This window comes from Sphingopyxis sp. (genome assembly GCF_965279755.1).
Taxonomy (GTDB): Bacteria; Pseudomonadota; Alphaproteobacteria; order Sphingomonadales; family Sphingomonadaceae; genus Sphingopyxis.
Genome location: NZ_OZ257261.1, coordinates 1,910,587 through 1,928,884, shown reverse-complemented (window position 1 = coordinate 1,928,884; position 18,298 = coordinate 1,910,587). Strand labels below are relative to the sequence as shown.

At 65.0% G+C, this 18,298-nt stretch carries 14 protein-coding genes; 6 read left to right on the top strand and 8 right to left on the bottom strand.

The features are described 5' to 3' along the window. Positions 1-4: 4 nt before the first annotated feature. Positions 5-1,783 carry a heparinase II/III family protein gene (locus tag ACQY80_RS09390; protein WP_428678503.1) on the top strand — a complete coding sequence of 593 codons (1,779 nt, stop codon included), beginning with the start codon at positions 5-7 and terminating at the stop codon, positions 1,781-1,783. A gap of 39 nt (positions 1,784-1,822) precedes the next feature. Here the strand turns inward: ACQY80_RS09390 and ACQY80_RS09385 are convergent, their stop codons facing one another. Then, complete coding sequence (locus ACQY80_RS09385) at positions 1,823-4,171, bottom strand: TonB-dependent receptor plug domain-containing protein (RefSeq protein ID WP_428678500.1); 2,349 nt, start codon at positions 4,169-4,171, stop codon at positions 1,823-1,825. 183 nt (positions 4,172-4,354) lie between these two features. Here ACQY80_RS09385 and ACQY80_RS09380 point away from each other — a divergent pair, with 183 nt between their 5' ends. The 4 genes from ACQY80_RS09380 to ACQY80_RS09365 all read left to right on the top strand — a co-directional run bounded on the left by ACQY80_RS09380 (position 4,355) and on the right by ACQY80_RS09365 (position 9,267). Beyond that, positions 4,355-5,812 carry a fibronectin type III domain-containing protein gene (locus ACQY80_RS09380; protein ID WP_428678498.1) on the top strand — a complete coding sequence of 486 codons (1,458 nt, stop codon included), beginning with the start codon at positions 4,355-4,357 and terminating at the stop codon, positions 5,810-5,812. 14 nt (positions 5,813-5,826) lie between these two features. Continuing rightward, positions 5,827-6,843 carry a phytase gene (locus ACQY80_RS09375; RefSeq protein WP_428678496.1) on the top strand — a complete coding sequence of 339 codons (1,017 nt, stop codon included), beginning with the start codon at positions 5,827-5,829 and terminating at the stop codon, positions 6,841-6,843. Positions 6,844-6,925: 82 nt separating this feature from the next. After that, positions 6,926-8,518: a bifunctional phosphoribosylaminoimidazolecarboxamide formyltransferase/IMP cyclohydrolase gene (purH, locus tag ACQY80_RS09370; RefSeq protein WP_428678493.1), complete on the top strand. Its 1,593-nt coding sequence runs from the start codon at positions 6,926-6,928 to the stop codon at positions 8,516-8,518. Positions 8,519-8,613: 95 nt separating this feature from the next. Next, positions 8,614-9,267, top strand: coding sequence for a YqaA family protein (locus ACQY80_RS09365; RefSeq protein WP_428685812.1), 654 nt, complete (start codon positions 8,614-8,616; stop codon positions 9,265-9,267). Positions 9,268-9,374: 107 nt separating this feature from the next. Here ACQY80_RS09365 and ACQY80_RS09360 read toward each other — a convergent pair whose 3' ends face one another. From ACQY80_RS09360 to ACQY80_RS09345, 4 genes are all read right to left on the bottom strand, one after another. Then, positions 9,375-9,920 (bottom strand): VOC family protein, encoded by a 546-nt coding sequence (locus ACQY80_RS09360; RefSeq protein ID WP_428678490.1) that lies wholly within the window; start codon positions 9,918-9,920, stop codon positions 9,375-9,377. Further along, positions 9,917-11,005, bottom strand: a complete 1,089-nt coding sequence (hppD, locus tag ACQY80_RS09355; RefSeq protein WP_428678488.1) for a 4-hydroxyphenylpyruvate dioxygenase — start codon at positions 11,003-11,005, stop codon at positions 9,917-9,919. The genes ACQY80_RS09360 and hppD overlap by 4 nt, the downstream gene beginning before the upstream one ends. Before the next feature lie 79 nt (positions 11,006-11,084). After that, a complete protein-coding gene (locus tag ACQY80_RS09350) occupies positions 11,085-11,588 on the bottom strand; it encodes a hypothetical protein (RefSeq protein WP_428678485.1) in 504 nt (167 codons plus the stop codon). An 83-nt stretch (positions 11,589-11,671) separates the two neighbouring features. Next, complete coding sequence (locus ACQY80_RS09345) at positions 11,672-13,546, bottom strand: ABC-F family ATP-binding cassette domain-containing protein (protein ID WP_428678483.1); 1,875 nt, start codon at positions 13,544-13,546, stop codon at positions 11,672-11,674. A gap of 79 nt (positions 13,547-13,625) precedes the next feature. On the opposite strand from ACQY80_RS09345, the gene ACQY80_RS09340 reads away from it, so the two are divergent. Continuing rightward, on the top strand, positions 13,626-14,048 hold the full coding sequence (locus tag ACQY80_RS09340) for a VOC family protein (RefSeq protein ID WP_428678480.1): 423 nt from the start codon (positions 13,626-13,628) through the stop codon (positions 14,046-14,048). A gap of 60 nt (positions 14,049-14,108) precedes the next feature. Here ACQY80_RS09340 and ACQY80_RS09335 read toward each other — a convergent pair whose 3' ends face one another. From ACQY80_RS09335 to ACQY80_RS09325, 3 genes are read right to left on the bottom strand one after another with little or no spacing between them, the layout of a single operon-like run. After that, entirely contained in the window at positions 14,109-15,659 is a 1,551-nt protein-coding gene (locus ACQY80_RS09335) for a DHA2 family efflux MFS transporter permease subunit (RefSeq protein ID WP_428678477.1), read from the bottom strand. Positions 15,660-15,667: 8 nt separating this feature from the next. After that, entirely contained in the window at positions 15,668-16,813 is a 1,146-nt protein-coding gene (locus ACQY80_RS09330; RefSeq protein WP_428678475.1) for an efflux RND transporter periplasmic adaptor subunit, read from the bottom strand. A 2-nt stretch (positions 16,814-16,815) separates the two neighbouring features. Then, positions 16,816-18,234 (bottom strand): efflux transporter outer membrane subunit, encoded by a 1,419-nt coding sequence (locus ACQY80_RS09325; RefSeq protein ID WP_428678472.1) that lies wholly within the window; start codon positions 18,232-18,234, stop codon positions 16,816-16,818. Positions 18,235-18,298 lie beyond the last annotated feature (64 nt).

Sequence of the window (18,298 nt, the reverse complement as noted above, 5' to 3'; positions counted from 1 at the left end):
TCCAATGGAGGGGAGACCGCTGACCTCTGCCCCGTCCAGTCCGATTCCCGATCCGGGCGCCGACGCCCCGCCGATCGATGACAGCATCGAACCCGGCAAGCGGCTGATCCGCCTGCCTGCCGACAAGGGCCTGTCGCTTGGCGACCGCGTCGGAAATTACATCACCCGCCTGACCTGGCGCACCCCGCTGCATGCCTTTCGCCTGAAAGGCCGCTTCCCGCTGAAGCTGCTCGGCGTGCCCACCGATCCGGTGCCGGGCGACAAGCGCGCGGGCACCGCGATCCGCGCCGGCCATTTCCTGCACCGCGGGCTGCGGCTCTCGCTGGGCGAGCTGGACTTCGCCGCGCTCGACGTCGCGCCGACCTTTGCCGACTATCTGCACAGCTTCGCCTGGCTGCGCGACCTCGCCGCGACCGGCACGCGCGCCGACGGCGCGCCGATCGCCGAGGCAATCGTCCGCCACTGGCTCGGCACGCACGGCGAGACGGTGAGCGAACCCGCGTGGAAGGCCGACAACACCGGCTGGCGTATCCTGTTCTGGGCGGCGCACGCACCGCTGATCCTGTCGTCGAGCGACCTCGTCTATCGCTCGGCAGTCCTCAACCATCTCGCGCGTTCCGCTCGCCACCTCGACCGTGTCGCCGACAAGACACGCCCCGGCACCGGGCAGCTGGTGGCATGGATCGGCATCGTCGCGGCCTCGCTGCTGATGCCAGGCGGCGAGCCGCGGCAGGTCTTCGGCGAAGCGGGGCTCCGCAAGGTCATCGAAACCAGCTTTTACGCCGACGGAGGCAATATCGCGCGCTCGCCGCAGGCACAGCTTGATGCGATCATGGCGCTGTCGATGCTGGCCCGCATCTATGACATGCGCCGCATGGAGGTGCCGCCCTTCCTTCATGAAGTGCTCGCACGCGCCGTCCCGGCGCTGCTCGGCCTCGTCCACAGCGACGGCGGCATGGGCAGCTGGCAGGGCAGCGGCGCGACCGCGGCCGCGCAGATCCAGGCGGTGGTCACCGCCAGCGGCGTGCGTACCCGGCCCCTGAAGCAGGCGCGCGACTGGGGCTATCAGCGTCTGGTCGCGAACAAGGTCGTGCTGCTCGCCGATGCGGCGCCGCCGCCGATCGCGCGCGTGACCGAGGCCGGCTGCGCGTCGACCCTCGCCTTCGAACTCAGCGACGGCGATGAACGCATCGTCGTCAATTGCGGCGGCGCGGCGCTGACCGGCGCGACGATCCCGGCCGATCTGGCGCGCGGGCTTCGCACCACCGCCGCGCATTCGACGCTGACGATCGGCGACACCAATTCGACCGCGATCCTTGCCAGCGGCGCACTTGGCCGCGGGGTCACCGAAGTCGAGCTCGACCGGCGCGAGACGCCGCAGGGCAGCCGCGTCGAGATGAGCCACGACGGCTATGGGCGCCGCCACGGTCTGATCCACCGCCGCCTGCTGATCCTGTCGCCGAACGGCCGCGAGCTGCGCGGCGAGGACATGCTGCTCCCCGCCCCGCGCACCCGGCGCAAGGGCGACAAGAAATTCATCATCCGCTTCCACCTCGGCCGCAATATCTCGGCCAGCCTGACCGCCGACAAGCTCGGCGCGCTGCTTCGCATATCGGGCGGCCCGCTGTGGCAGTTCCGTACCTCGGAAGGCACGCTGGATATCGAGGAGAGCCTGTGGGTCGACGGCGACGGCCGTCCGCACCCGACCGAACAGCTCGTGGTCACCGGCACCGCGCCGGCGGGCGGCGCGAGCATCGGCTGGATCTTCAAGCATATCGGTTAGGGAGCGGCGGGACTAATCCGCCCCCTACCCGATATCTCGTCAGAAGGCGTATCGCGCCATCAGCTGGAACACCGGACCGGCAGTTTCCTTTTCGAGTTCATATTCGTCGAAGCTGCGGTCATTCTGATCTTCGATCGTCGTGAACTTGTTGAAGCGCTCGCGCTTCGCTCCATTCAGCAGGTTCTGACCCACGGCACGGATCGTGAAGCTTTTGCCGAAGCGCTTTTCGACGAAGATTTCGAGATCGGCACCATAAGTGGTGAAGACTTCCTCCCCGACCGTGCGATCAAACGCGCCGCCCTGCTTGCGATATGTCGCGCCGAAGGCAGCACCGATCGACGGAACATCCTGGATCACACCGAAGTTGTAGACATATTCGCTCTGGCCGTTGAAACGACGCTTGCCGAATTCGTCGACGATCTTGCTGTCGAGCCACGAGACGTTGCCAAAAACGCCGGTGTCGGGCAGGCCGACGAAGCCGAGGTCGGTCGACAGGTCGAACTCGACGCCCCACACCTTGCCGTCGCCGATATTCTGCGGCTGGTAGACAAAGGTTCCCGCGCCCTCCGAACCAACGACGCCGGTATTCGTGACTTCGATCAGGTCGTTGACCTTGCGATAGAAGACATTGATTCCGGCGATACCCGAACGGCCCAGGCGCTGCTCATAGCCGAGGTCGAAGCCCCATGCGGTTTCGGGATCGAGCAGCGGATTGCCGAGCAGATCATTGTCGCCGAGTTCGGCCTCCAGCGTCGCGGGCGACAGGAAGTTGAACTCGGGACGACGGCTGGTACGCGCCGCCGACGCGGTTATACGGCCCCGCGCGCCGACATCGATTTTCACCGATGCCGAAGGCAACAGCTTTTCATAATCGTTCGTCGTGCGCTGGATCGCCGCGGGCACCGTGAGGTCGTCGATGGTAAGATCGGTGGTTTCATAGCGGACGCCGGCTTCCCACTTCACGCCGGGCATGTCGCCCTCGACCAGAACGAAGCCGTCGAGGCGCTTTTCCTGGATCGTGTTCACGCCGCCGACCGCGGGCACGAAGGCACCGAAAGGACGCATGAACTCAGTCGGGTTGCGTGTGAACTGATCATAGCCCTGACGGTTCGCCGCGGTCAGATTGTAGCGGTCACGAACGGCCTCGGTGATCGAGGTGTCGCGATCCTTGTCCTGCCACAGCCCGCCGAAGACCAGTTTCGCGGTGTCGCCCAACTCGACCTCATGCTCAAGCCGTACCGAAAATTCCTTGTCGGTAATCCCGGTACGCGTCTGGTCGCCGGTGAAGCGCGGCAGCGCGCGGTCGAACTCGACCTCATATTCGGTTTCGAAGCGATCTTCGTCGAAATAGGCGTAACCGACCTTCAGGCTCGTCTCGCCGGCCGACCAGCGGTGAGCGAGCTTGCCGTTGACGCTGTAATTGTCCTGATTGATCTTAGCGACATTGGCGTTGTCGACGGTCAGATTGCCCGGAGGCGTCGCACGGATCGGACCGTTGATCGCCGTCGGATCATTATATTCGAAGCTTCGCTCGGTCTCGGTACGGTCGGTATGAACATAGAAGCCGTTCACCGAGAAATCGGTCGTGTCGCCTTTGATGTCGTACGTCGCGTTAAACGAGTAATCCTTGCCGTCGCGTACATCGCTCTGATCCTCGCGGTTTTCGAAATCGTCGGTCGCATAGTTCGGATTATTCTCTGGCGAATCGCTGTAACGCAGCGACAATTTCTTCTTCGGGTTGTGGCGGCCCTGGAAGTTGCCGCCGATCAGGAAGCGGCCTGGCCCGAGCGCGCCGCCGACGACACCGCCGAGGCTGGGTTCGAGTTCATTGTCGTCGAAATAGAGGCCCCCGGCGCGGATATATCCGCCGTCGAGCTCATAACCGTCGCGCAGCTTGATGTTGAGCGTACCCGCAACCGCGTCGCCGGTCCGGCGCGCCGACGACGAACGGACGATCTCGACGCGGTCGATCAGTTCGGCGGGGATGCGGTCGAGGAAGAAGCTGCGGTCGGCGTTCGAGCCCGGCACCTTCTCGCCGTTTATCAGTATCTGCGTATAGCCTGGCGGCAGACCGCGCAGGCGAGCGCCGTCGCTCTCGATCACGTCCGACAGAAAGGTTACCGACGGCACGCGCTTCAACGCGTCGCCCGCGGTCAGCGGTTCGAAGCGCTGGAAGAATTCGCTGTCATAGCTGACGACCGGCTCGGCTTCATTCTCGCTACGGTTGCGATAGCCGATGCTGCCGAGGACGACGATGTCCTGCGCGCTGGTGATCGAGCCGTCTTCATTCTGGATCGGCGCGGTGTCCTGCGCGGCGGCGGGGGTGGCGGCGAGCGCCGTCGCGATGGCGAGAGCGGCGGCGGAATGCAGGCTAAAAGGTCGAATCATGGTTGTTACCCCCTTGTTGGTTGCCGGGCCTCTAGGGGGGCCATGTGACAGTTTGCGGCGATGCACATGACGGTTCGATGTCAGATAAGTGACGGAAATATTGTTGTATTGACGGATCGATGCTTTGCTGGAACGGGGCGCAGCCGATTGCACCACAGAGCATCGAACCACAGGGGAAATGCCATGTCCGGCAAGGGCAAAGCGAAACTGTTGATTTCACTGGCGCTTGGTTCGGCAGTAGCTGCCGCCGCGGCGACCGCCGCCGAGCCCGCCTCGACGGGCTTTCCCATCGTGACGCAGACGGAGGATGGCCAGCCCATCCCCCGCTCTGCGGGTCTTCCCTATGCGCCCAAAAATCTTCCCGACCGCATCGTCCTCACGCCCGGTGCAGACCCGGCTCGCGAGATGGCGGTCGCCTTTCGCACCGACACCGCACAGGCCGAGTCCCAGGCCCAGCTTGCGGTGTCGGTCGATGGGCCTACGCTGGAGGAGAAGGCCGCGCTGGTCACCGGCAAGGCGATGCCTGTCGACAGCAGCTATGGCCCGGCGCTTTATCATCAGATCCGGTTCAAGGATCTGACTCCCGACACCGTCTATGCCTATCGCGTCAAAGGTTCGGCGGGCTGGAGCGAATGGTATCAGTTCCGCACCGCGGCGGCCGAAGTGAAGCCCTTTCGCTTCCTCTATCTCGGCGACATCCAGAACGGCATCCTGACCTATGCCAGCCGGGTGATCCGGCAGGCGTTCCACGCCAATGGCGACATCCGCCTCGTCGTTCACGCTGGCGACCTCGCCGCGCAGCGCGACGACCTCGACCATGACGACGAATGGGGCGAGTGGAATCAGGCGGGCGGCTACAACTACGCAATCGTCCCGCAGGTGCCGGCGACGGGCAATCACGAATATGTCGACCTGATCAAGCCTGACGGCACAGAGAGCCGCCGCCTCGGCCCCTATTGGCCGGCTCAGTTCGCGCTGCCTGCAAACGGCGCCGATCCGGTCAAGGCGACGACCTATTACACCGACTATCAGGGTGTGCGCTTCATCGTCCTCGACGGCACCGCTGCGATCGACCTCGGCTCGATGCAGGCGCAGACCGACTGGCTCGACAAAACGCTGGCATCGTCGAAGGCGACCTGGAACGTCGTGCTGTTCCACCAGCCGGTCTTTACCTGCGCGCGTCCGAACGACACGGCGGAGATCAAGGCCGCATGGAAGCCCGTTTTCGACAAGCGCAAGGTCGATCTGGTGCTGCAGGGCCACGATCATTGTTACAGCCGCCTGACGTCCGAGGCTGGCCGCGAGGCAAGCGCGAAGGCGCGCGCCGACGGCATGATCCAGGGGCCGGTCTATCTGGTCTCGGTAACCGGATCGAAGATGTATACGCTCAACGACCGCACGCCATGGCAGCCCGACAGGATCGCCGAGGCGACCGAACTTTACCAGATCATCGACGTCGATGCGAAACGCCTCAAGTTCCGGACCTTCACCGCATCGGGCAAGCTTTATGACGGCTTCGATCTGGAGCGGACGGCCAAGGGCAACCGGCTGAGCGAAATCGACGAGCCGACGCTTGCTGCGCGGCGCTGTTCGGGCGACACCGGCCCCGACGGCGGGCGCTGCGTTGCGCGGGGCAAATAAAACAGGGAATGATCATGAACCGGATTTCGAAATTGCTTGCCGTATCGGCGCTCGCCATCGCCGGCGCGGGCTGCGCCGCGAGCGAACCTGTCATCACCGGCCTGCCCCCGGTTCAGGTGACGGCAACCGGCGAGACCGCGCCGGTCGGCACCGGCAAGGCCGATGCCGCCGACGACCCGGCGATCTGGGTCGACCCCGCCAATCCGAACCGCGCGCTGATTATCGCGACCGACAAGAAGGCCGGTGTCCATGTGTATGACCTCAGCGGCAAGGACATCGCCTTCATCAAGGGCGGGCTCGTCAACAATGTCGACGTCGCGGGCAATATCGTCGCCGCGAGCGATCGCAACGATGGCATCAACGCCCATATCGCAGTCTTCCGTCTCGACCCGGCAACCGCCGCGCTGACGCCGCTCGGCCGCGCGCCGGCGGGCACCGGCGAGGCCTATGGCTTCTGCCTCAAAAAGACCGCAGCGGGCGCGCCGCTGACCGCCGCGCTCATCATCAAGGATGGCACGGTTCGCGTCGGCACGCTGACCGTCGATGGCACCCCGAGCTTCACGACGCAGTGGGAATATAAGATCCCGACCCAATCCGAAGGCTGCGTCTTCGACGGCGACACACTCTATGTCGGCGAAGAGGATGCCGGGATCTGGCAGCTCGTTCCGGACGGCCGCACCGCGACCGCACGTCTTGTCGCGCCGGTCGACAACCAGCGCCTCGTCGCCGACGTCGAGGGCCTTGCGACGATCGATCACAAGGGCCAGCGCTACCTGCTCGCGTCGTCGCAGGGCGACAATGCCTATGCGGTCTTCAAGCTGCCTTCGATGGATTATGTCGGCCGCTTCGCGGTTGCCGCAGGCACGTTCGGCGCGACGAGCGAGACCGACGGGATCGAGGCGGTAGCGGGCAATTTCGGCCCCGCCTTTCCAGACGGCATCTTCCTGGCGCAGGACGGCGACAACGCGCCGAACGCGCAGAATTTCAAACTGGTGCGCTGGGACCAGATTGCGGTGGCGCTGGGCCTCTAAAAAGGGGCGGAAGGGTTGCGATAGCGGCCCCACCCGCCTAGGGGGGCCGCGTCTTTCCCATCCTGCAAAGGCCGCCCTTTCCATGACCGACCTGATTCCCGTCCGCCGCGCCCTCCTGTCCGTCAGCGACAAGGCGGGGCTCGCCGAGCTTGCCGCCGCGCTTGTGAAGCATGGCGTCGAACTGGTGTCGACCGGCGGGACCGCCAAGGCGCTGCGCGAGGCGGGGCACAATGTCCTCGACGTCTCCGACCTCACCGGCTTCCCCGAGATGATGGACGGCCGCGTCAAGACGCTGCACCCGACCGTGCATGGCGGAATCCTCGCGGTGCGCGACGATGCGGCACATGTCGCGTCGATGGAGGAACATGGAATCGGCGCGATCGATCTGGTCGTGGTCAACCTATATCCCTTCGCCGCGACGGTCGCGAAAGGCGCCGCCCGCGACGAGATCATCGAGAATATCGACATCGGCGGCCCCGCGATGGTGCGCTCGTCGGCGAAGAACCACGCCTTCGTCGGCATCGTCACCGAACCGGAGGATTATGCCGCGGTGATCGCCGAAATGGACGCCAATGGCGGTGCAACGACGCTCAGCTTGCGCAAGCGCCTCGCCGCGACCGCTTTCGCGCACACCGCGACCTATGACGGGATGATCGCGAGCTGGTTCGCCTTTGCCGATCAGGGCAAGATGTTCCCTGACACGCTGCCGCTGACCGCCAAGCTCGCGAACGAACTGCGTTATGGCGAAAACCCGCACCAGAAGGCCGCGCTCTATCTGCCCGCCGGCCCCGCCGCGCGCGGCATCGCGCAAGCCGAACAGGTGCAGGGCAAGGAGCTCAGCTACAATAATATCAACGACGCCGACGCGGCGCTCGAACTGGTCGCCGAATTCCGCGAAGCCGATCCGACCTGCGTGATCGTAAAGCACGCCAACCCGTGCGGCGTCGCGACCGCCGCGACGATCGCCGAGGCCTATGACGCGGCGCTGAAGTGCGACGATGTCTCGGCCTTCGGCGGGATCATCGCGGTCAACCGGCCGCTCGACGGCGCGACCGCAGAACTCATCAGCGGCATCTTCACCGAAGTGGTCTGCGCCCCCGACGCCGACGCCGACGCGCGCGCGGTGTTCGCGAAGAAGAAGAACCTTCGCCTGCTGCTCACCGGCGAACTGCCCGACCCCGCGCGCGGCGGGCTGATGATGAAGACGATCGCCGGCGGCTGGCTGGCGCAAAGCCGCGACAATGGCCACATTACCCGCGCTGACCTGAAAATCGTCACCGACCGCGCACCGACCGAGGAAGAACTGACCGACGCGCTGTTCGCGTGGACGATCGCCAAGCATGTGAAGTCGAACGCGATCGTCTATGCGAAGGGCGGATCGACCGCGGGCATCGGGGCGGGGCAGATGAACCGCCGCGACAGCGCGCGCATCGCTGCTGTGAAAGCCCGCGAAGCGGCCGAATCGCACGGCTGGGCGCAGCCGCGCACCGTCGGTAGCGCGGTTGCGAGCGACGCCTTCTTCCCCTTCGCCGACGGCCTGCTGGCGGCGGTCGAGGCGGGCGCGACCTGCGTGATCCAACCCGGCGGCTCGATCCGCGACGATGACGTCATCGCAGCCGCAAACGAAGCCGGCCTCGCGATGGTCTTCACGGGCATGCGCCACTTCCGTCACTGATCGTCTCGACTTAGCTCGAGCCGGGCGGCATAGACGTCGCAGCGCAATTCTCGCGCCAAGGGACCAGCATGACCGAAATCGTCCGCAAGCCGTCGATCATCCAGCGGCTCTACAACTGGACGATGGAGAAGTCGGCGCACCCGCACGCCGAATATTGGCTGGCACTGGTGGCGTTCGTCGAGGCGAGCTTCTTTCCGATCCCGCCGCACCCGCTGCTCGGGCTGATGTGTCTGGCGAACCCGAAGAAAGCGGTGCGCTATGCGATCATCTGCACGCTCGCGTCGGTCGCGGGCGGCATGCTCGGCTATTCGATCGGCTATTTCCTCTATGAAAGCGTGGGCCTGTGGCTTCTCGGGGTACTCGGGCTGACCGATGCCTTTCCGCCGGCCGCCTGTTACCTGCGCGAGTTCGGCGCCGAGATCATATTGATCAAGGGCGCGACGCCAATCCCGTTCAAGCTGCTGACGATCACCGCTGGCTTCATCCACATGAATTTCTGGACCTTCCTGTGGGCCAGCCTCGCGAGCCGCGCCTTTTCCTTCATGCTCGTCGGAATCTTGTTCCGGTTGTTCGGGGCGCCGATCAAGGCGTTCATCGACAAATATCTGATCTGGGTGACCGGCGCATTCCTCGTCGCGGTGGTCGCGGGTTTCCTCGCGATCGGTGCCCTGTCGGGCGACGGCAAGACCAAGGAAGCCGACAAGTGCAGCGGCGCGACGCTGGAAAGCATCGGGCTCGACCGGAAGTAATCGCCGTCATTGCGAGCGAAGCGAAGCAATCTTCAGCCACCGGCGTTGTGCTTGACCGATGACTGGAGATTGCTTCGTCGCTACGCTCCTCGCAATGACGGAGCGTTTTACTCGTTCGCCGCCTGATGCAGCCAGTCGGCGTGGCGCGGCGCCTTCTTCGTCTGGCTCCATTCTTCGAGCATCAACGGCGCGACGCGTTTCAGCTCGGCATATTGCTCGGCGGTGCCGATGTCGCACGCCAGTTCGACGCGGTGGCCGTTGGGGTCGAAGAAATAGATCGACTTGAAGATGCCGTGATGCGTTGGGCCGAGCACGTCGACGCCTTCGCTTTCCAGATGCGCCTTGGCGGCAACCAGCTCTTCATAGCTGCCGACCTTGAACGCGAGGTGCTGAACCCACGCCGGGGTATTCTCGTCGCGGCCCATGACGGGCTGGTTCGGCAGTTCGAAGAAGGCGAGGATGTTGCCATTCCCCGCTTCAAGGAAGACGTGCATGTAAGGGTCATATTCGCCGGTCGACGGCACATGATCCTCGGCAAACGCGGTCGTATAGGTCATGCCGAGCATGCGCTCGTACCACTCGACCGTTTCCTTCGCGTCCTTGCAGCGATAGGCGGCGTGATGGACGCCGCCGAGTTTGATCGGGCTCGTCATTCGGCAGGTTCCTCGACAGTCAGGGCTCCGCGGCGAATCTGGTCCATTTCCATCGATTTGAACAGCGCGGTGAAATTGCCCTCGCCGAAGCCCTCGTCCTTCTTGCGCTGGATGAATTCGAAGAAGACGGGGCCGATCACGGTCTGGCCGAAAATCTGGAGCAGCAGGCGCGGATCGCCTTCGGTCGTCGATCCGTCGAGCAGGATGCCGCGCGACTGGAGGCCCTCGACCGACTCGCCATGACCCGGCAGACGCTCTTCGAGCATCTCGTAATAGGTCGCCGGCGGCGACGGCGCGAAGGGGTTGCCGAGTGCCTTGAGCTTGTCCCACGCGGCGTAGAGATCGTCGCAGCTGAACGCGATATGCTGGATGCCCTCACCATTATAGGCGCGCAGATATTCCTCGATCTGCCCCTTGCCGCCCGCGCCTTCCTCGTTGAGCGGGATGCGGATTTTGCCGTCGGGGGCGGTCATCGCCTTCGAGGTCAGGCCGGTATATTCGCCCTTGATGTCGAAATAGCGGATCTCGCGGAAGCCCGCGATGCGCTCGTAAAAAGCCGCCCAATGCGCCATCCGGCCGCCATAGACATTGTGCGTCAGGTGATCGATCAGCTGCATGCCCGCGCCAACGGGGTGGCGATCGACGCCTTCCTCATAGATGAAGTCGATGTCGTAGATGCTGAGGTCGTCACCATAGCGATCGATCAGATAGATGATCGAGCCGCCGATGCCGCGGATTGCGGGGAGGCGGAGTTCCATCGGACCGGGATTGACCTCGACCGGCTCGGCGCCACGTTCGACGGCTTCGCTATAGGCTTTGGCGGCATCGCGGACGCGCCAGCCCATGCCGCACGCCGACGGGCCATGCTCGGCGGCGAAATAGGCCGCGGGCGACTTGGGTTCGTAATTGGCGATCAGGTTGATGCCGCCCTGGCGCCACAGCTGGACGTCCTTCGAGCGGTGATGCGCGATCTGGGTAAAGCCCATCGCTGCGAACACAGGTTCGAGAATGCCCTTTTCGGGTGCCGAAAATTCGACGAATTCAAAGCCGTCGAGGCCCAGCGGATTGTCGAAAAGGTCGGCCATGTCGCATTCCCATCTAGTTTCAATTGAAACTATTATCTCTCACGCCATCGCGCGAGTCAAGGTCTGGGAGGCTCGCTGGCTACGGTGCTTGTGAAAGCGCGCGGTCGTCCGAATAGCCGGCCCGCGTGGAAATCTGACCGGCGTCTCCGGCCCGGATTTGGACCTGATAATAATATTTGTCGGTCGGCGTGCCGCCATCGTCGAAAAAGACGATCTTTACGCGTTGTGCCACGCCGCGCACCAGCGTGATGCGTCCCTTGAAACGCCTTTCCGCCGCCTCCAGCCCTTCGCCGCCCGCGAGTTCGGTCATGACCTTGGCCGGAATGGCGATCGTCAGGCAATTGCGATCACGATAGTCGGCTTCGGAATTGAGGTAGTAAACCCCTCTCTGCTCGCCGACCGCCTTGACCTCCATGCGAAAGGTGCCTGCAAGGCCGGCCTTCGGTGCCAGATAGGAAGCATAGGTTACTGCTTCGACCGGCGAAATACAGTCATCGGCGCAAAAGACCGGCCGCGCAGGCGCCGGCGGGCGCGCGACAACGACAGGATCGCCGGCGAACAGGAGCAGGGTCAATAGAGGCATCGGGCTATATTTCCTTGCGATTCGAGGAAAGCGAAGCCGCTTTCTCACGCGTGGAACCGCCCGAAACAAGCCCTCTCGGAACGCTACGCCGTCGCCGCCTCGAAAGCCTCCAGCGCCTCACTCGCCGCTACCCAGCGCTGCTCCGCTGCTTCCTGTGCCGCAACGATCTTGCCGCGCCGCTGCGACAACTCGCTCATTGTCAGACCCTTATATTCGTTCGCGGCACCCTCCGGATCGAACATCGCCCTGTCGATCGCGGACAGGATGACCTGATATTTCGCCAGATCGGCCTCGGCATCCGAAACCTCTTTTTTGACCTTCGCGGCGGCCTCGCGCGCCGCTGCGGCAGCCTTGCGGTCTTCCTTCTTGTCGGCCTTCGACATCTTTTCCTTCGACGGGCCCTTGCCGAGGATCAGGTCGACATAATCGTCCATGCTGCCCGAATATTCGCGCGCGGTGCCATCGTCGACGAGCACAAGCCGGTCGGCGGTGAGTTCGAGCATGTGGCGGTCGTGGCTGACCAGAACGACCGCGCCGTCGAAGGCGTTGAGCGCCTGCACCAGCGCCTCGCGCGCATCGACGTCGAGGTGGTTGGTCGGTTCGTCGAGGATCAGCAAATGCGGTGCATCGCGCGTGATCAACGCAAGCGCCAGCCGCGCGCGCTCACCACCCGACAGCTTTTTAACCTCGGTCGTCGCCTTGTTGCCCGAGAAGCCGAAGCGACCGAGTTGAGCGCGGATCGCCGCCTGCGTCTTGCCCTCCATCACGCGGGTCATATGCGCAAGCGGGGTATCGCTGCCGTCGAGTTCCTCGACCTGATACTGAGTAAAATAGCCGACGCGCATCTTGCCCGACGCCGCCATCGCGCCCGCCATCGGCGCCAGCTGCGCGGCGAGCAGGCGCGCGAGCGTCGTCTTGCCGTTGCCGTTGCGGCCGAGCAGCGCGATCCGGTCGTCGGGATCGATGCGCAGGTTCAGACGCTGCAGGACCGGGCGATCCGCGTAACCCACGCTCGCAAGGTCGAGCGTGATCAGCGGCGGCTTCAGTTCGTCCGGGCTCGGGAAATCGAACGCCAGCGTCTGGTCTTCGGCGAGCGCGGCGATCGGCTGCATCTTGGCGAGCAGCTTGGCGCGCGACTGCGCCTGTTTCGCGGTCGAGGCGCGCGCGCTGTTGCGCGCGACATAATCCTGAAGCTTCGCGCGCTGGGCATCCTGCGACGCCTTGGCCGCCGCGAGCTGCGCCGCGCGTTCGGCGCGCTGGCGCTCGAACGCGTCATAGCCGCCGGCGTAGAGCGTCACCTTCCCGCCTTCGAGGTGGAGGATATTGTCGACGACATTGTTGAGCAGGTCGCGTTCGTGGCTGATGACGACGAGCTGCCCCGGATAGGCGCGCAGGAAATTCTCGAGCCACAAGGTCGCTTCGAGGTCGAGGTGGTTCGACGGTTCGTCGAGCAGCAGCAGGTCAGGTTCGGAGAAGAGCAGCGCGGCAAGCGCGACGCGCATCTTCCACCCGCCCGAAAAGCTGTCGAGCGGCTGGCCCTGCATATCCTCGTCGAAACCGAGGCCGATCAGGATGCGCGCCGCGCGCGCGGGCGCGGTATAGGCGTCGATCGCGATCAGCCGTTCGTGGATATCGCCCAGCTTGTCGGGATCCTGTTCGGTCTCCGAAGCTGCCAGCAATTCGGCGCGCTCGGTGTCGGCAGCGAGCACGGTGTCGAACGGCGTCGCAGTCCCGCTCGGCGCTTCCTGCGCGATATAGCCGACGCGCGTCTTGCGCGGCATGTCAATGCTGCCCTCGTCGGCTTCGAGCTGGCCGATCATCACCTTCATCAGTGTCGATTTGCCCGCACCGTTGCGCCCAATCAGCCCGACGCGGCTTTTCGCCGGCAGGCTGGCCGTGGCGCGTTCGAGAATGGCGCGCCCGCCAAGGCGTACTGTGATTCCATTGATTGTCAGCATGGCCGCGCGCCTAGCATGGTCTGCGCGCCAGCCCAAGCCCGGGCTGGCATTCGATCGACAGCTGCGGCAAAACCGGTGCATGACCGAAATCGCACCCTTTCACATCGCCTTCCCCGTCGATGACCTCGCCGCCGCGCGCCATTTTTATGGCACGGTCCTTGGCTGCCCCGAAGGACGCAGCGATACCGACTGGATCGACTTCAACCTTTACGGCCATCAGATCGTCGCGCACCGCGTCGCGCGGCGCGAGAATGTTGCCGGACATAATCCGGTCGACGGCCATGACGTGCCCGTGCCGCATTTCGGCGTCGTCCTGCCGCCCGACCGATGGCGGGCACTCGCCGACCGGCTGCAAGGTCACGGCGTTGCCTTCGTCATCGAACCGCAGACGCGCTTTGCGGGTCAGCCGGGCGAGCAGTCGACGATGTTCTTCCTCGATCCCGCGGGCAACGCACTGGAGTTCAAGGCGTTCGCCGACCTGGACCAGCTGTTCGCCAGATAGCGCGTCTCTTCTACCGCATTTCCCCAGCCGTCAGGCGATTTCGCCCGACTTCGAAACGCTCTAGTGCCCGCCGCCCATGGAAATCTGTTTGGGCCGCGGCGCGAACCAGACCGAAATCGCAGCAATCAGGAACACCACCCCGGCGGCGAGGAAAAGGTGAAGCACACCGAGCGTGGAGGCCTGCACGTCGACCAGCCGCTCGATCGAGGCGCGCGCCTGTTCGAGCGTCAGCCCGGCATTCTGAAGCGACGTCATGGCCGCATCGGGATTGTTGAGCGAGGAGGCGAGTTCGGAGCGAGAGGTCCGGCTCGCATCGTCCCACGCGGTCGTCGCAACCGCGGTGCCGATCGCGCCGCAGAGCGTGCGCAGGAAACTCATCAACCCCGCCGCTGACGTCTGATGCTGCGCCGGCACCGAACTTAGTGCGAGCGCGGTCAGCCCGACGAAGAAGAAGGGCATACCCATCCCCTGCAGGATATGCGGCAAAGCCAGCGTCCAATAGCCGACATCGGCGTTCCAGCTCGCGCGAAGGATCGACATGAACGCCATCCAGAGGATGCCGCCCGAGATGGTGATCCGGACATCGATTTTGGTCATCAGCCCGGCGGCGACCGGCGACAACAGCACCGCGAACACGCCGAGCCAGGCGACGATGAATCCGGTCTCCGTCGCCGTATAGCCCGCGACCTGTTGCAGCCACAGCGGTGTCAGCACGACCTGCGAGAAGAAGGCGCCAAAGCCCAGCGATATCGCCATCGTCGCAAAGGTGAAGCCGCGGAAACGGAAGATGCGGAGGTTCACGACCGGATTGGCGTCGGTCAGCTCCCAGATCACGAAGGCGGCAAAGCTGATCGCGGCAACAATCGCGAGGCCGACGATCCACGCCGAGCCGAACCAGTCGTGCTCGCGCCCGGTGTCGAGCATGATCTGGAATGCGCCCACCGACACGACGAGCAGGATCAGGCCGATGACGTCGATACGCGCCTTGGCGCGCTTCGTCTCGAAGGGCGTCAGGAGCGTGTAAACGCCGAACGCACAGATCGCGACGACGGGCAGGTTGATGAAAAAGATCCACGGCCAGGTCCAGTTGTCGCTGATCGTGCCGCCGAGGATCGGCCCGAGAATCGGCGCCGTGGTTGTCGTCATCGCCCAGATCGCGAGGCCGACCCCGGCCTTTTCCTTGGGAAAGATTCGCAGCAGCAAAATCTGCGACAGCGGCATCAGCGGGCCGCCGGCAAGGCCCTGCAGCACGCGGAAAAGCACCAGCCCGTCGAGCGTGCGCGACACGCCGCACAGGAACGAGAAGATACCGAAGCCGATGATCGAGATCATGAACCAGCGCACGGTGCCGAAGCGCATCGCAAGCCAACCCGTCAGCGGCACGCTGATCGCGTCGGCGACCGCATAGCTGGTGATCACCCATGTCCCCTGGGTCGGCGACACCGCGAGCCCGCCCGCGATATGCGGCACCGAGACATTCGCGATCGTAGTGTCGAGCACCACGACGAAATTGGCGAGCGCGAGCGCAAAGGCCGCGACGATCAGCCGGACGCCGGTAAGCGGTTGCGGCTCGGCGGGGATGGCAGATGCGGGGGCGGCGGCGCTGGCCATCGGTCGGCTCAGTTCCCGCGCGTGTCGATCGTCGCTTCCATCGACAGGCCGACGCGCAGCGGATGCGCCTTCAGGTCTGCCGGATCGAGCGCGATACGCACCGGCAGGCGCTGGACGACCTTCACCCAGTTGCCCGTCGCATTCTGCGCCGGGATCAACGAGAAGGCCGCGCCGGTGCCGCCGGCGATGCCGATGACCTTGCCGCGATAGACGACATCACCGCCATAATAGTCAGAGGTCAGCTCGACCGGCTGGCCGATGCGGATGCTCTTGAACTGGCTTTCCTTGAAATTGGCGTCGACATAAGCGGTCGAGACCGGGACGATGATCATGATCGGCGCGCCGGCGGCGATCCGCTGGCCGACCTGCACCTGACGGTTGGTCACGACGCCATCGACCGGCGCGCGAATCACCGTGCGTTCGAGATCGAGTTGCGCCTTTTCGAGCCGCGCCTGCGCGGCAGCGACATCGGGCGCGGTATCGATCGTCGTGCCACGCACGACCGCTTCGGCTGCGCCCAGATCGCCGCTTGCCGATCCCCGCGTCGCTTCGGCAGACGCGATGCCCGCGGCGGCCAGATCGCGCGCCGCAGCCGCAGACGCCAGTGTCGTCCGTGCCGCGGTCAGTTCCTCGGCCGAAACCGCGCCGGTGCCCGCGATGCTTTCGCGCCGCGCGAGTTCGGCGCGCGCCTTGGCGACCGTCGCGTCGGCGTCACGAAGACGCGCCCGGGCCGACGAAATATCGGCGCCGCGCGCCGTCACCCGCGCCCGCGCGGCATCGGCGGTCGCGCTCGACTGGCCATAGCGCTGGCGCGCCTGCCGCAGCGCAGCTTCGGCGTCGGCGACGGCGATCCGCTGGTCGGCGTCGTCGAGGATGACGAGAATATCCCCCTTCTTCACCGTCTGCGTCCCGCTGACGCGTACCTCTTTCACCGGGCCCGGGACGAGCGCCGTGACGGTGGCGGAGTCCGCGCCGACATAAGCGTTGTCGGTCGACACGCGGCCAGCTTGCGTAAGGAAGTACCAAACGCCCCAAATCAACGCGATCGTGATGACAACGAGCGCGAGGATGCGGAGCAGCCGCTTGCGCTTCTCGGGCGCCGCGCCGTTTGCTTCGGGAGTTTCGGGGGTCGCCGCAGCCGTATCTTCGGCCATCGTCATTCTCCTGTCTGGGTCTGATAACCGCCGCCAAGCGCACGGATCAGGGCAATATCGAGCGAAAGTTTGCGCGCTTCGAGGTCGGAGACCTGACGCGCGAGCTGGGTCATGCTGTCTTCGGCGACGAGCTGTTCGAGCTGGTTCGACAGGCCGGCACGATAGCGGAGGCCGGCGAGCTGCGCCGCATCGGTCGCAGCCTTCAGCGCCGCGCGGCGGTCGGTCAGCTGGCGCGTCGTCGCGGCGCGGCTGGCGACAAGGTCGGCAACATCGCGCAGCGCTGCGATCAGCGTGCGGTCGTAATTGGCAACCGCAGTGTCAAAATCGGCGCGCGCGCCGCGATAACGGCCCTGCAGCCGGCCGCCATCGAAGATAGGCAGGCTGATCGCCGCGCCGAAATTGCCATATTCGGACCCTTTGTCGAACAGGTTCGACAGGCCGAGCGACTGGAGCCCGATCAGCGCCGACAGATTGATGTTCGGATAGAAATCGGCACGCGCGACATCGATGCGCTTCGCCGCGGCTTCGGCACGAAGCCGCGCCGCGACAATGTCGGGACGCCGGCCGACAAGGTCGATCCCCGCCTGCGGCGGCAGACCGATATCGGGCGTAGCGAGCGTCGGACGCGTGATCGCAAGGCCGCGATCGGGACCGGCGCCGACGAGCGCGGCGAGCCGGTTGCGCGTCGTGGCGATCGCTTCATCGAGCGCAGCGACGTCGGCGCGCGCCGAGGCGGCACGGCTTTCGGCCTGACGCTCGGCGGACTGGTTCTCGATCCCCGCCGAGGCGCGTTTGCCCGAAATATCGGCGCTGGCGCCGCGGACGCGCACCGCGTCCTTGGCGACGTCCAGCGCCCGATAATAGCCGGCAAGATCGGCATAGGCCGAAGCGATCCCGGTCGTCAGCATCAGCCGCGCCTGCGCCTCGTCGACGCGGGCAGCCTCCGCTTCCGAGGTCGCAGCAGCGAGTGCTGCCCGGTCCTTGCCCCAGAGGTCAAGGTCCATGCCGAAGGTCGCGGCGACATGGCCGGTGTCCTGAATGCCGTCGGGCACGAAGGCGGGCGGGATACCCAGGTTCTTGCTCTGCTGAGTGCCGCCGGCGCTTCCTTCGACGCCGACGCGCGGAAGCAATGCGGCGCCGGCCTGCTGCGCCATCGCTTCGGCAGCACGGACGCGCGCTGCGGCGGTTGCGATATCGGGTGAGCCTTTGAGGCCTTCGGCGATCAGCGCATCGAGCTGGGCATCACCAAGGCCCTGCCACCAGCCTTCGACCGGCCAGGCGCCCGGCGCATCGGCGAAGCTTGCCGACGACTCGAGCGCCCCGGCCGCGACCGGAACAGGCTTGGGCCCAAGATCGGGAACGCTCGCACACGCCGAAAGCAGGCTGAAAACAAGGGCGGAGGGGAGAATTTTATTATGCATGGAATCCAACGATACTAGCTGGTATCATGCGCCAATGAACCCCGGAGACTAAGTTGTCAATCGA

What these genes read in the sequence shown, in the direction of transcription:
- ACQY80_RS09330 (WP_428678475.1), bottom strand. Translation starts at nt 16,813, where the DNA reads ATGGCCGAAGATACGGCTGCGGCGACCCCCGAAACTCCCGAAGCAAAC.
- ACQY80_RS09340 (WP_428678480.1), top strand. Translation starts at nt 13,626, where the DNA reads ATGACCGAAATCGCACCCTTTCACATCGCCTTCCCCGTCGATGACCTC.
- ACQY80_RS09380 (WP_428678498.1), top strand. Translation starts at nt 4,355, where the DNA reads ATGTCCGGCAAGGGCAAAGCGAAACTGTTGATTTCACTGGCGCTTGGT.
- hppD (WP_428678488.1), bottom strand. Translation starts at nt 11,005, where the DNA reads ATGGCCGACCTTTTCGACAATCCGCTGGGCCTCGACGGCTTTGAATTC.
- ACQY80_RS09325 (WP_428678472.1), bottom strand. Translation starts at nt 18,234, where the DNA reads ATGCATAATAAAATTCTCCCCTCCGCCCTTGTTTTCAGCCTGCTTTCG.
- ACQY80_RS09345 (WP_428678483.1), bottom strand. Translation starts at nt 13,546, where the DNA reads ATGCTGACAATCAATGGAATCACAGTACGCCTTGGCGGGCGCGCCATT.
- ACQY80_RS09390 (WP_428678503.1), top strand. Translation starts at nt 5, where the DNA reads ATGGAGGGGAGACCGCTGACCTCTGCCCCGTCCAGTCCGATTCCCGAT.
- purH (WP_428678493.1), top strand. Translation starts at nt 6,926, where the DNA reads ATGACCGACCTGATTCCCGTCCGCCGCGCCCTCCTGTCCGTCAGCGAC.
- ACQY80_RS09335 (WP_428678477.1), bottom strand. Translation starts at nt 15,659, where the DNA reads ATGGCCAGCGCCGCCGCCCCCGCATCTGCCATCCCCGCCGAGCCGCAA.
- ACQY80_RS09385 (WP_428678500.1), bottom strand. Translation starts at nt 4,171, where the DNA reads ATGATTCGACCTTTTAGCCTGCATTCCGCCGCCGCTCTCGCCATCGCG.
- ACQY80_RS09375 (WP_428678496.1), top strand. Translation starts at nt 5,827, where the DNA reads ATGAACCGGATTTCGAAATTGCTTGCCGTATCGGCGCTCGCCATCGCC.
- ACQY80_RS09350 (WP_428678485.1), bottom strand. Translation starts at nt 11,588, where the DNA reads ATGCCTCTATTGACCCTGCTCCTGTTCGCCGGCGATCCTGTCGTTGTC.
- ACQY80_RS09360 (WP_428678490.1), bottom strand. Translation starts at nt 9,920, where the DNA reads ATGACGAGCCCGATCAAACTCGGCGGCGTCCATCACGCCGCCTATCGC.